At 59.1% G+C, this 12,709-nt stretch carries 10 protein-coding genes and 1 tRNA gene; all 11 read right to left on the bottom strand.

Features of this window, described 5'->3' with window-relative positions:
* Nucleotides 1-6: 6 nt before the first annotated feature.
* On the bottom strand, nucleotides 7-2,619 hold the full coding sequence (gene infB / locus VCB98_RS08220) for a translation initiation factor IF-2 (RefSeq protein WP_346051587.1): 2,613 nt from the start codon (nucleotides 2,617-2,619) through the stop codon (nucleotides 7-9).
* Between the two features lie 96 nt (nucleotides 2,620-2,715).
* On the bottom strand, nucleotides 2,716-4,233 hold the full coding sequence (gene nusA / locus VCB98_RS08225) for a transcription termination factor NusA (RefSeq protein WP_346051589.1): 1,518 nt from the start codon (nucleotides 4,231-4,233) through the stop codon (nucleotides 2,716-2,718).
* Between the two features lie 30 nt (nucleotides 4,234-4,263).
* On the bottom strand, nucleotides 4,264-4,704 hold the full coding sequence (gene rimP, locus VCB98_RS08230) for a ribosome maturation factor RimP (protein ID WP_346051591.1): 441 nt from the start codon (nucleotides 4,702-4,704) through the stop codon (nucleotides 4,264-4,266).
* A 188-nt stretch (nucleotides 4,705-4,892) separates the two neighbouring features.
* Nucleotides 4,893-4,969, bottom strand: a tRNA-Met gene (locus VCB98_RS08235).
* 143 nt (nucleotides 4,970-5,112) lie between these two features.
* Nucleotides 5,113-6,555, bottom strand: coding sequence for an NADH-quinone oxidoreductase subunit NuoN (nuoN, locus tag VCB98_RS08240; protein ID WP_346051593.1), 1,443 nt, complete (start codon nucleotides 6,553-6,555; stop codon nucleotides 5,113-5,115).
* A 20-nt stretch (nucleotides 6,556-6,575) separates the two neighbouring features.
* Complete coding sequence (locus tag VCB98_RS08245) at nucleotides 6,576-8,090, bottom strand: NADH-quinone oxidoreductase subunit M (protein WP_346051595.1); 1,515 nt, start codon at nucleotides 8,088-8,090, stop codon at nucleotides 6,576-6,578.
* A gap of 24 nt (nucleotides 8,091-8,114) precedes the next feature.
* A complete protein-coding gene (gene nuoL / locus VCB98_RS08250; protein WP_346051597.1) occupies nucleotides 8,115-10,067 on the bottom strand; it encodes an NADH-quinone oxidoreductase subunit L in 1,953 nt (650 codons plus the stop codon).
* An 85-nt stretch (nucleotides 10,068-10,152) separates the two neighbouring features.
* Nucleotides 10,153-10,458, bottom strand: coding sequence for an NADH-quinone oxidoreductase subunit NuoK (nuoK, locus tag VCB98_RS08255; protein ID WP_346051599.1), 306 nt, complete (start codon nucleotides 10,456-10,458; stop codon nucleotides 10,153-10,155).
* Between the two features lie 35 nt (nucleotides 10,459-10,493).
* Nucleotides 10,494-11,093 carry an NADH-quinone oxidoreductase subunit J gene (locus VCB98_RS08260; RefSeq protein ID WP_346051601.1) on the bottom strand — a complete coding sequence of 200 codons (600 nt, stop codon included), beginning with the start codon at nucleotides 11,091-11,093 and terminating at the stop codon, nucleotides 10,494-10,496.
* Nucleotides 11,094-11,148: 55 nt separating this feature from the next.
* On the bottom strand, nucleotides 11,149-11,637 hold the full coding sequence (gene nuoI / locus VCB98_RS08265; protein ID WP_346051603.1) for an NADH-quinone oxidoreductase subunit NuoI: 489 nt from the start codon (nucleotides 11,635-11,637) through the stop codon (nucleotides 11,149-11,151).
* A gap of 7 nt (nucleotides 11,638-11,644) precedes the next feature.
* Entirely contained in the window at nucleotides 11,645-12,703 is a 1,059-nt protein-coding gene (gene nuoH / locus VCB98_RS08270; protein ID WP_346051606.1) for an NADH-quinone oxidoreductase subunit NuoH, read from the bottom strand.
* Between the last annotated feature and the right edge of the window lie 6 nt (nucleotides 12,704-12,709).

Here is a 12,709-nt window from a genome sequence, read left to right on the forward strand (position 1 = left end):
GGCTCCTTACAGCGTCCGCTGAACTTCGTGACGCTCGTAACATTCGATCTGGTCGCCGGCCTTCACGTCGTTGTAATCCCGCACACCGATACCGCACTCGGTCCCGGAGCGGACTTCATTGACGTCGTCCTTGTAGCGCCGCAGGGATTCCAGTTCACCCTCGTAGATCACCACGTTGTCACGCAGGACACGGATCGGGTTGTGGCGACGCACCGCGCCATCCACCACCAGACAGCCGGCAATATTGCCGAACTTGGGCGAGCGGAACACATCCTTGACCTCTGCGAGGCCCACGATCTCTTCCCGAAGCTCCGGCGACAACATGCCGGACAGGGCCGCCTTGACGTCGTCAATGGCTTCGTAAATGACGCTGTAGTAACGCAGGTCCACGCCGGTCTCGCTCACCTGCCGCTTAGCAGAGGCATCGGCACGAACATTGAAACCGATGATGACCGCATCGGAAGCCGCTGCGAGGTTGACATCGGATTCGGTGATGCCGCCCACGGCGCTGGACACGATCTTGACCTTGACCTCGTCGGTGGAGATCTTCTGCAGGGATTCGGAAAGCGCTTCGGCACTGCCTTGCACATCCGCCTTGATGAGCACATTGAGGATGCCCACATCGGCGCCCTCGCCCATCTGCTGGAACATCTCGTCCAGTTTGGCCGCCTGCTGCTTGGCCAGCTTGGCATCCCGTTCCTTGCTCTGGCGGAACGCCGCCACTTCACGGGCCTTGCGTTCGTCTTCAACCACCACGACGTCATCACCGGCCTCGGGGGTACCGGACAGACCCAGGACCTCCACCGGGATGGAGGGACCGGCTTCCTTCACCTGTTTGCCGGTCTCGTCAAACATGGCACGAACGCGTCCATATTCCTGACCGGCCAGCAGCACTTCCCCCTGACGCAGGGTGCCATGCTGAACCAGCACCGTCGCCACCGGACCACGGCCCTTCTCCAGCTTGGACTCGATGACGATGCCATGGGCCACATTGCTGTCCACGGCCTTGAGCTCCATCAGCTCTGCCTGCAGGGCCAGCGATTCCAGCAGCTCATCAATCCCCTGGCCGGAATGGGCGGAAACATGAACGAACTGGGTATCACCACCCCAGTCTTCCGGGATCACTTCATGTTGAGCCAGCTCGTTCTTGACCCGATCAGGATCCGCTTCCGGCTTGTCCATCTTGTTGACGGCAACAACGATCGGGGTGCCAGCTGCCTTGGCGTGCTTGATGGCCTCGATGGTCTGGGGCATTACGCCATCATCCGCGGCCACCACCAGCACCACGATATCGGTGAGCTTGGCACCACGGGCCCGCATGGCGGTGAAGGCGGCGTGACCGGGTGTATCAAGGAAGGTCACCATGCCGCTGTCGGTCTGCACATGGTAGGCACCAATGTGCTGGGTAATGCCGCCGGCCTCGCCACTGGCCACCTTGGCCTTGCGGATATGGTCCAGCAGCGAGGTCTTGCCGTGGTCCACATGGCCCATCACGGTCACCACAGGTGCGCGGGGGATTTCCTGGCCCTCGGTGGGAACTTCCATCACCTTGGATTCCAGTTCATCCTCGCGCTGCAGCTTGACCTTGTGACCCAACTCTTCCACCACCAGGGCAGCGGTTTCCTGATCAATGGACTGGTTGATGGTTGCCATCACACCCATCTTCATCATGACCTTGATCAGCTCATTGGCTTTCACCGCCATCCGCTGGGCGAGATCGCCCACGGTAATGCTCTCGGGCACAACCACCTCGCGGACCACGGGGCCGGCCGGCTTTTCAAAGCCATGACGACCACCGGAGGACGATCGGGTCGGGCGGACCTGGCTGCCCCGTTTGCGGCGACCTTGCTTGTCCCGCGCCACATGCAGTTCCTGACGGCCACCCTTCTTGTCCTTCTTGGGCTTGGCCGCCTTGGCGCGCTGACGTTTTTCGTCCTCTTCTTCCTGCTTGCGAGCTTCCTGCTCGGCCTTGCGGCGCTCTTCCTCGGCTTGGCGCTCCCGCTCCGCTTCCTCGCGGGCGCGGACATCTGCCTCACTTTCTTCGTCGGCCGACTTCTCTTCCTCGGCGGTTTCTTCCACCGCCTCGGCTTCCACATCGACACTCTCTTCGGCCTCGGCGGGGGCTCCGGCTTCTTCCACCGTCTCAGCCTCGGCAGCCTGAGCTTCTTCAGCGGCCTTGCGGGCTTCTTCTTCGGCTTTCTCCTGCGCCTCACGCTCCTGGCGCTCGGCTTCTTCCCGGGCGCGCTTCTCCTCCTCCAGGCGACGAAGCTCTTCTTCCCGCTTCTTCTGCTCCTGCTCGAGGATATCCTTGCGCTTGACGTAGGTCCGCTTGCGCCGCACTTCCACATTCACGGTCTTGGCACGGCCCTGACCACCGGAGGTGCGCAGTTCGCTACGGGAACGGCGCCGCAGGGTGATCTTGCTTGGCCCCGACTCCTCACTGTCCGCGGCCTTGCCTCGGCTTTTCTGCAGGTGCGCCAACAGCTCCATCTTCTGATCATCGTTGATGGTGCCTTCAGGGTCGGTCACATCGATGCCCGCATCGCTGAGTTGGGTCATCAGACGGTCCACCGACACGCCCAGGTTGTTCGCAAATTCTTTAACGGTCACTTCCGCCATACGGCAAAGCTCCTCGTCTCAATATCCGGACCGGTCTGAACCGGTCGCATTCCCCGTCGCTCGAGCGGCGGGATGAGTCAGACTGCCTTCATGGGCTTACTGGGAAGACTGTTCCTCCTCACCTTCCTGCTCGGCGAACCAGGGCGCACGGGCTTCCATGATCAATTCCGCGGCCCGATCCTCGTCGAGTCCTTCGATATCGCTGATATCGTCCACTGCCTGCTCGGCAAGATCATCCATGGTGCGGATGCCCTTCTCAGCCAGCTTGCCTGCCAGGGCCTCATCCATGCCCTTCATGCCCAGCAGATCATCGGCCGGTTCCTCGTCCTGACCATCCTCGCCGGAGATGGCCATTTGCAGCAGGACATCCCGGGCCCGGCCACGCAGCTCGTCGACCACATCTTCATCGAACTCTTCCACTTCCAGCAGTTCGCTGGCCGGCACGTAGGCAATCTCTTCAATACTGGAGAAGCCTTCCTGCACCAGGATCATGGCGACTTCCTCGTCCACATCCAGCTTCTCCATGAAGCTTTCCTGGATGCTCCGAGCTTCGGATTCGCTCTTCTCGGTGGCCTGACTCTCCGTCATCACGTTCAGCTCCCAACCGCTGAGCTGACTGGCCAGACGGACGTTCTGCCCGCCGCGGCCAATGGCCTGGGAGAGCTGATCTTCCTCCACCGCGATGTCCATGGTGTTGGTGTCCTCGTCCATGACAATGGACAGGACTTCCGCCGGCGACATGGCATTGACCACAAACTGTGCCGGGTTATCGTCCCAGACGATGATGTCGATACGCTCACCGGACAGTTCATTGGAAACTGCCTGAACGCGTGAACCCCGCATGCCCACACAGGCACCCACGGGATCAATGCGATCATCATTGCTGCGCACGGCGATCTTGGCACGAAGCCCCGGATCACGCGCTGCACCCATGATGTCGATCAGGCCCTGACCCACTTCCGGAACTTCCAGCTCGAAGAGCTTGACCAGAAACTCCGGGCAACTTCGACTGATGAACAGCTGGGGCCCCCGCTGTTCGGAGCGGACTTCCTTGAGGTAACCGCGGACCCGGTCACCGGCCCGAACAGCTTCACGGGGAATCATCTCTTCACGCGGAATAAAGCCCTCGGCGTTGCCGCCAAGATCAATCCAGACGTTACCCCGCTCGACACGTTTGACCTGGCCGGTGAGCAGTTCGCCCACACGGTCTTCGAAGGCCTCAACCACCTGAGCCCGTTCGGCCTCACGTACTTTCTGGACAATCACCTGCTTGGCCGTCTGGGCAGCAATTCGGCCAAACTCCACCGACTCCAGAGGCTCTTCAACGTACTGCCCCGGCTCCACGTCATCGCCGTATTCATCCTTGGCGTCCATGAGACGAAGCTCCTTCTCGGGACTCTCCATCTCCGCGTCGTCCGGAATCACCAGCCAGCGCCGGAAAGTCTCGTAGGAGCCATCCGAGCGATCAATGCTCACACGAGCATCGATCTCGCCACCATGACGCTTTCGGGTGGCCGAGGCCAAGGCAGCCTCAATCGCCTCGAAAATCACTTCCTTGCTGACGCCTTTCTCGTTGGAAACGGCCTCAGCTACCAGCAGGACTTCTTTATTCATGTCCCCATCTCCAGTCGCATGACTTCCGACTCACTGCTTGGGCGCGAGTCGTGCTTTATCGATACGTTCAAAGGGCAGTTCGTAGACTTCATCGTCCACCTGCACTTTCACCAATTCGTCTTCCACCCCCAGGAGCAGCCCCTTGAAGCGGCGGCGCCCTTCAAAGGGGGCGTCCAACTGCACACGGACCCGCTCTCCGGCAAAATGCTCGAAATGGGCCAGAGTCCGCAGCGGGCGCTCAATACCCGGGGATGACACTTCCAGGGTGTAACGCCCCGGAATCGGGTCCTCAACGTCCAGGATCCCGCTGACCTGCCTGCTGACCGCCTCACAATCATCCACGGTGACGCCGCGCTCGATATCGATATAGAGACGCAGCAGATCACCGCCGGGCTTGAACTCCAACTCGATCAGGTCAAAGCCCATGCCCTTGATGGCAGGCTCCAGCAGTTCGATCAGTTGTTCTTTCATTAACGCCAAATTCCTCAAATTTTTCTGGCAGCCCATACGAAAAAGGGGCCGCAACGGCCCCTTCAGCATCGACCCCCTGCAGGGGTCCCGACTGTACGAAATGCGCCTGCATTCCGAACCGGACCCCGGAGGGCCGGTCGAGCCGCCGCCAACGAAAAAGGCCCCGGAGGGGCCTTTCACGTGGAAAGTGGTAGCGGGGGCAGGATTCGAACCTGCGACCTTCGGGTTATGAGCCCGACGAGCTGCCAGACTGCTCCACCCCGCATCCGGCAAGACGCCATTGTATGTAAGCGGCGCCTTTTTTTCAAGGCCTTCCTGGCATGGCAGACAAAAAACCTGAGTAATTTCCCGCCGTATCCGATAGACCGGACCAACGGGTTTTGGTTCCCCGGCGGCCCGGCCAGCGAATCAGGCAAAGGCGTAGACGCAGACCCCCATCAGCAAACCGGGGAACATGCCCAGGGCAAGCACAACCAGAGCGTTGGTGCTCAACAGCGCCCGCACACCCAGGCGCCCCTCGGGCACGGGCAGATCTTCGTTCTCGGCGCTGTCGAAATACATCACCTTGACCACCCGCAGGTAGTAGAAGGCGGAAATGATCGCAAACACCACCGCCGCCACAGCCATCCAGACCCAGCCCGCGTCAATGGCGGCGTTGATCACCGAGAGCTTGGCATGGAAGCCGGCCAGGGGCGGCACCCCCGCCATGCCGAACATCAGCATGGCCATGCAGGCGGCATACCAGGGACTACGCTCGTTGAGGCCGCGGAAATCGTCGATATTTTCCGCTTCCCGACCCCGGGCACTCATGAGGATGATCATGCCGAAGGCGCCGGCGGCCATGAGCACGTAGACCAGGGTATAGAACATGGCTGCCTGATAACCCAGGGAAGTCCCGGCCATTACCCCCATGAGAATGAAACCCATGTGCGTGATGGTCGAATAGGCCAGCATCCGCTTGATGTTCGTCTGCGCGATGGCCAGGAAGCTGCCCACGGCCATGGAGAGAACCGCAAGGACAATGAGCATCCCCTGCCAGGCCTCGTGGAAGCCACCGAAGCCGTCGGCCAGGAGCCGCATGAAGAGGGCAAAGGCGGCGATCTTCGGTGCCGAGCCCACAAACAGGGTCACGGCAGTGGGCGCACCATGGTAAACATCGGGGATCCACATGTGGAAAGGCACCGCCCCGATCTTGAAGGCCAGCCCCACGAGGATGAAGCTCAGCGCCAGAGACAGGCCAATATGGGAAATCTCGGCCTCGGACACATAAACGGCAATCTCGCCCACGTCCAGGGAGCCGGTCACGCCATAGAGAATGGACATGCCATAAAGGAGGACACCGGAAGCAATCGCGCCGAGCACGAAGTACTTCATGGCGGCTTCGGCCGCGTTGGCCGAGGCCCGGTTGAAGGCCACCATGGCATAAAGAGACAGCGACAGCAGCTCCAGGCCAAGGTAGATCACCAGCAGGTTATGGCCGGAGACCATGATCATCATACCCAGCAAGGCCGTCAGGCTGAGCAGATAATACTCACCCTTGAACATGCCCCGCTCTTCCAGATAGGCACGGGAATAGATCAGCACAACCGCCAGGGACAGATAGAGAAACAGCTTCAGCACATGGGCCAGGCTGTCACCGATGAACATGCCGCCAAAGGTGAAGGTGGCCGCCTCGCCCATGATCGTCCAGGTGAGAATGGCAGCACCGGCCAGCGTGGCCAGAGTCAACCAGTGGGTCACAACCCGGTTCCGATCCGAGAGGAACAGGTCCACCATGAGAACGAGACAGGCCATCCCGGCGACAAACATCTCCGGGATGACAGGCGTGAAATCTGGCACTTGGAAATTCATGTTCCCCACAGACTCCTGAATCAGATCTTGCTCTGCATCATGTGTTCGACGAGGGCCTCGACACTGGGCGCGATGACGTCAATCAGGGGCGATGGCCACACACCCAACAGCAGGGTGGGCACGGCCAGAGCCGAAAGGAGCAACACTTCCCGACGATTGATATCAGTGAGAGAAGCCACCTTCTCGTTGGCCACATCACCGAAGATCACCCGCTTGACCATCCAGAGGGTATAGGCCGCACCCAGAATCAGCGTCAGGGCAGCGATGAAGGCAATCCAGAAATCGGCCCGGAAACTGGCCAGGATGACCATGAACTCACCCACGAAGCCGGACGTGCCCGGCAGGCCGGCATTGGCCATGGCGAAGAGAACCATGAAGGCCGCAAACACCGGCATCTTGTTCACCACGCCACCGTAATCGGCAATCTCCCGACTGTGAATGCGGTCATACATGACGCCAACACAGAGGAATAGCGCGCCGGATATGAAGCCATGGGAGACCATCTGGACGATGCCGCCCTGAATACCGAAAGCGGCACCGGAGACATCACCGGTGGAGGCCAGAATCAGGTAACCCACGAAGAAGCCCAGCGTGGCGAAGCCCATATGGGCAATGGACGAATAGGCAATCAGCTTCTTCATGTCCGACTGAACCAGGGCCACGAAACCGATGTAGGCTACCGCGATAAGCGACAACACCACCAACAGCCAGGCCAGTTCGGCACTGGCGTCCGGAGTAATTGGCAGACTGAAGCGCAGGAAACCATAGGCGCCCAGCTTCAGCAGAATTGCCGCCAGGATCACCGAACCGCCCGTGGGTGCCTCAACGTGGGCATCAGGCAACCAGGTGTGAACCGGCCACATCGGGACCTTGACGGCGAATGCGAGCAGGAAGGCAATGAATATCCACATCTGCTCGGTCATGCTCAACGGCGCCAGATGGAAACTGAACACCGAAGTACTGCCAGTCTGGACATACAGGTAGATGAAGGCCACCAGCATGAAGACCGAGCCGAAGAAGGTATAGAGGAAGAACTTGATGGTGGCATAGACCCGGTTCGGCCCACCCCAGATGCCGATGATAATGAACATCGGAATCAGCAGTGCTTCCCAGAAGACATAGAAGAGCACCATGTCCAGGGCTGAGAACACGCCAATGGTGATCCCCTCCAGGAACAGGAAGGCTGCAAAATACTGGGCAGGCCGCTTCTGGATCGTCATCCACCCGGCAATGACCACCAACACGGTCATGAAGGTGGTCAGCAGAATCATGGGCATGGAAATGCCATCCACACCCAGGTGATAGTAGGCACCCAGGGTCTCGATCCAGGGCAGGCGCTCTTCAAACTGCATGGCTGCGGTGGTGGTATCAAAGGCAGTCCAGAGCGGAATACTGAGGATAAAGACCAGCGAGGAAATGCCCAGGGCCCACCAGCGCACGTCGCCGAGCCCGAAGCGGTCGGCAAACAGCACGGCGATCCCGCCGATGATCGGCAGCCAGATCAGGAGACTCAGCAGTGGCAGAGTTTCAAACATTGCTTGCTATCCCTTTTCGTCCGATCAGCGCAGGATAAGCCAGGCAACGAGCGCGGTAAGCCCGATAACCATGGCGAATGCGTAGTGATAAAGGAAACCGGTCTGGACACGACGGGCAACGCCCGACACCCAGCCCACCAGACGGGCGGAACCGTTGACCACCAGGCCGTCGATCAGGCGGACATCACCCACCTGCCAGAACAGCCGGCCCAGACCACGCCCGGCGGGCGCGATGAGCTTCTCGTTGAGGTGGTCAAAGTAGTATTTGTTCTCCAGCAGCTTGTGCACGGCCGAGAAGCGCTGCGCCATGGCCGCGGGAATGTCCGGCCGCTTGAGCCACAGGAACCATGCCAGTGCCACACCGGCAAAGGCGAGATAGACCGGCGGCGCCACCAGACCGTGCATGAGCAGAGCCATGGCACCGTCATACTTCTCGCCCAGCATGGCCAGAACATCCCGTTCGGCCGCAACGTGGATACCCTCGGCAAAGAAATCCCCCAGCAGCATGGAGCTGACAAAGGGCGCGCCGACAATCACTGACGGAATGGCGAGCAGAATCAGCGGCACGGTCACTACCCAGGGGCTTTCCTTGAGATCCTTGCGGGTGTGGTCATCCATGCGCTCTTCCCCGTGGAAGGTCAGGAAGAACATCCGGAAGGTATATAGCGCGGTCACAAAGACCCCGATCAACACCGCCCAATAGGCGAAGGTCGCGCCGGGAATCTCAGACAGGGCCACTGCCTCGATGATGCCGTCTTTCGAGAAGAAGCCCGAAAAGCCGGGGAAGCCGATCAGCGCCAGAGCACCAATCAGACAGGTCCAGTAGGTGATCGGCATGTATTTGCGCAGGCCGCCCATCTGCCGCATATCCTGGATGTGATGCATGGCGATAATGACCGAGCCGGCGGCGAGGAACAGCAGCGCCTTGAAGAAGGCGTGAGTCATGAGATGGAAAATGCCCGCAGCATAGGCAGACACGCCCAGGGCCACCGTCATGTAACCAAGCTGCGACAGGGTCGAATAGGCCACAACACGCTTGATGTCATGCTGGACCAGACCAAGGATACCCATGAAAAGCGCGGTGACCGCGCCAACGATAAGGACCACACTCAGGGCCGTGACCGAGAGCTCAAACATGGGTGACATCCGGGCCACCATGTAGATACCGGCCGTCACCATGGTGGCGGCGTGGATCAGCGCCGAAATGGGCGTGGGGCCTTCCATGGAATCCGGCAGCCAGGTGTGCAGCGGCACCTGAGCAGACTTACCCATGGCACCGATGAACAGCAGAATGCAGATCACCGTCATTACCGACCATTCCCAGCCGGCAATGATGGACATGGTCTCCCCTTCCACGCCCGGCGCGGCGGCAAAGACCTCGGCATAATCCATGCTGTTGAAATACAGGAAGATGGCGGCAATACCCAGGAGGAAACCGAAATCCCCTACCCGGTTGATCAGAAAAGCCTTGAGATTGGCGTGAATGGCCGAGGGCCGCTTGTACCAGAAGCCGATCAGCAAATAGGACACCACACCAACCGCTTCCCAGCCGAAGAAGAGCTGAAGGAAGTTGTTGGACATCACCAGCATGAGCATGGCGAAGGTGAACAGGGAAATATAGGCGAAGAAGCGCTGGTAGCCGGGGTCACCCTTCATATACCCGATGGTGTAGATGTGCACCATCAGGGAAACGAAGGTAACCACGGTCATCATCATTGCCGACAGCCGGTCAATGAGGAAGCCCACCTCGAAACGCACACCTTCGCTGACCATCCAGGTGTAGACAGAACCATTGAAGACCTCGGCACCGCCGAGCCACTGATCCCAGAAAACGCGCAGCGAAAGCAGGAAGGAAATACCGACACCAACGATAGTCACCCAGTGGGCACCGGTAGTTCCGATCTTGCGCCCAAAAAAGCCGGCAATGATGGCGGCAATCAACGGTGCAAGCACGATTGTCAGATAGACGTTTTCCATCCCTAACTTCCCAATCGGAATAATGGTCTCTTACGTTGGCCGACCGTTAGCCGGCGGCCCCGCGTCTGCTACTTCCGGGCGGAAATCAGCCCTTCATGGCATCAAGGTCTTCCACATTGATGGTGTTCTTGTTCCTGAACAGCACCACGAGAATGGCCAGACCGATGGCAGCCTCTGCCGCTGCCACTGTCAAAATAAAGAACACGAAGATCTGGCCAGCCAGATCCTGCAAGAAGTAAGAAAATGCGATGAAGTTGGTATTTACCGCCAACAACATCAATTCGATGCACATCAGCAACAACAGCACGTTTTTCCGGTTCATGAAGATACCGGCCACGCTGAGGCTGAACAGCACACCGCTCAGAATCAGATAATGATAGAGAGTAATCATCACAACCCCTGAAGTCTGTCCAGTCCCTGCGCGATTCAGTCTTTCTTCTCGGCAGGCATGTTAACCAGCCGTACACGGTCTTCCCTGCGGACCCGTACCTGTTTGGCCGGATCCTGGTGCTTGGTGCCCTCACGCCGACGCATGGTCAGGGCAATGGCCGCCACAATCCCCACGAGCAGAATGATGCCCGCGATTTCAAAGGGATAGACATATTCCGTGTACATGAGCTGACCCAGGGCACCGGTATTGTCGTAATCCGCCGCTGCTCGTTCGGGCCGCTCCATCATTTCAATACCCAGATCACGCACCCAAAACACATAGGCCAGCATGCCAATGAGCGCTGCCGCCACCGCCACGCCCAGGGGTGCATTTCGGGCGAATCCACTTCGAATCGTGGCGACATTGATATCCAACATCATCACCACGAAGAGGAAAAGCACCATCACCGCCCCGACGTAGACCAGAATCAGGGCAATCCCCAAGAACTCCGCCTCCATGAGAATCCACAGGCCTGCGCTGAAGACGAAGGCCATGACCAGGAACAACACCGAATGAACGGGGTTGCGGGCGGTAATGACACCCAGGGCCGCACCGACTACCAGGGCGGCAAATGTGTAAAAGATGACCAGTTCCATGCCTTGCTACTCTCCGCTGCCTTGTCTCAAGCGCGTATGGGATTCATTCCGCCAATCAGCGGTACCGGCTTTCAATGGCCCGGTCAGCCGCAATCTGCGGTTCCAGCTTGTCACCGATTGCCAGGAGCTTGTCCTTGGTCATGATCTGCTGACCCCGCTCCTCGAAGTGATACTCGGTGAAGCTGGTTTCCACGATGGCATCCACCGGACAGGCCTCTTCGCAGAAGCCGCAATAGATGCACTTGAACATATCGATGTCGTAACGGGTGGTGCGGCGAGTGCCGTCTTCGCGCACATCCGAATCGATGGTAATTGCCAGGGCCGGACAGACCGCCTCGCACAATTTACAGGCAATGCAACGTTCCTCGCCGCTGGGATAACGACGAAGGGCGTGCATCCCGCGATAACGAGGCGACTTGGGCGTCTTTTCTTCGGGATAGCGAATGGTGCTCTTGGGCATGAAGAAATGCTTGAGCGTCAGGCGCAAGCCCAGAAGCAGCTCCCAGAGAAACAGACTTTTTACGTAACTGCTAATTGCGTTCATGACTGCCTCAGCTGAACCATGGACCGATATCAAACAGGATCATCAGGCCGAGCACCACGATCCAGACGATGGTAATGGGAATGAACACCTTCCAGCCCAGACGCATGATCTGATCATAGCGGTAGCGGGGGAAGGTAGCCCGGAACCACAGGAAGACGAACATGAAGAAGAAGGTCTTAACCGCGAACCAGGCGATACTGCTCTGGCCCAGGAATGTGTCACCAACAAGAGGGACACCCTGGAAAGGGCTCAACCAGCCGCCGAAGAAGAACAGCGCCGTCAGAGCCGAGATCAGGATCATGTTGGCATATTCAGCCAGGAAGAAGATGGCAAAACCAGTGCCCGAATACTCCACATGGAAGCCGGCAACGATTTCGGACTCCCCTTCCGGCACATCAAACGGGGCTCGGTTGGTCTCGGCCACCCCGGAGATGAAATACACCACAAACAGGGGGAAGAGCGGAATCAGGAACCAATGCAGCACGCCCCCGTCCTGGCGCATGACAATGTCATTGAGGTTCAGACTGCCCGCAGCCATGAGCACACCGACCAGGGCAAAACCCATGGCAATCTCATAAGCAACGATCTGCGCCGCCGAACGCATGGAGCCCAGGAAGGCGTACTTCGAGTTGGATGCCCAACCGGCCAGGATGACGCCGTAAACACTCAGGGAAGTGAGCGCCAGCAGATACAGCAGGCCGGCATTGATATCGGCAATCACCATGCCGTCCTGGAAAGGAATCACCGCCCAGGCAGCGAAGGCCGGGGCAATGGACAGCAACGGCGCGATAACGAACAGGAAGCGGCTGGAATTGCTGGGAACAATGATTTCCTTGAGCACCAGCTTGATGACATCCGCAAACGGCTGCAGAAGCCCCCAGGGACCCACCCGGTTGGGGCCCATCCTGCCCTGCATGAAGCCAATCACCCGGCGCTCAGCGTAGGTGTAATAGGCCACCATGAGGATCAGGACCAGCAACAGGATGCCGATCTGGAAACTGGCGCTTAGCACCGTCTGCAGGGCCGGCGGCAAGGCCTCCCATTGTTCTATGAAGAAATCCGTCATCGCGCT

The organism is Natronospira elongata, assembly GCF_034931365.1.
Lineage (GTDB): Bacteria > Pseudomonadota > Gammaproteobacteria > Natronospirales > Natronospiraceae > Natronospira > Natronospira elongata.

Excerpts from the sequence above, each read along its gene's own strand:
- infB (WP_346051587.1), bottom strand. The coding sequence starts at position 2,619 with ATGGCGGAAGTGACCGTTAAAGAATTTGCGAACAACCTGGGCGTGTCG.
- nusA (WP_346051589.1), bottom strand. The coding sequence starts at position 4,233 with ATGAATAAAGAAGTCCTGCTGGTAGCTGAGGCCGTTTCCAACGAGAAA.
- rimP (WP_346051591.1), bottom strand. The coding sequence starts at position 4,704 with ATGAAAGAACAACTGATCGAACTGCTGGAGCCTGCCATCAAGGGCATG.
- nuoN (WP_346051593.1), bottom strand. The coding sequence starts at position 6,555 with ATGAATTTCCAAGTGCCAGATTTCACGCCTGTCATCCCGGAGATGTTT.
- VCB98_RS08245 (WP_346051595.1), bottom strand. The coding sequence starts at position 8,090 with ATGTTTGAAACTCTGCCACTGCTGAGTCTCCTGATCTGGCTGCCGATC.
- nuoL (WP_346051597.1), bottom strand. The coding sequence starts at position 10,067 with ATGGAAAACGTCTATCTGACAATCGTGCTTGCACCGTTGATTGCCGCC.
- nuoK (WP_346051599.1), bottom strand. The coding sequence starts at position 10,458 with ATGATTACTCTCTATCATTATCTGATTCTGAGCGGTGTGCTGTTCAGC.
- VCB98_RS08260 (WP_346051601.1), bottom strand. The coding sequence starts at position 11,093 with ATGGAACTGGTCATCTTTTACACATTTGCCGCCCTGGTAGTCGGTGCG.
- nuoI (WP_346051603.1), bottom strand. The coding sequence starts at position 11,637 with ATGAACGCAATTAGCAGTTACGTAAAAAGTCTGTTTCTCTGGGAGCTG.
- nuoH (WP_346051606.1), bottom strand. The coding sequence starts at position 12,703 with ATGACGGATTTCTTCATAGAACAATGGGAGGCCTTGCCGCCGGCCCTG.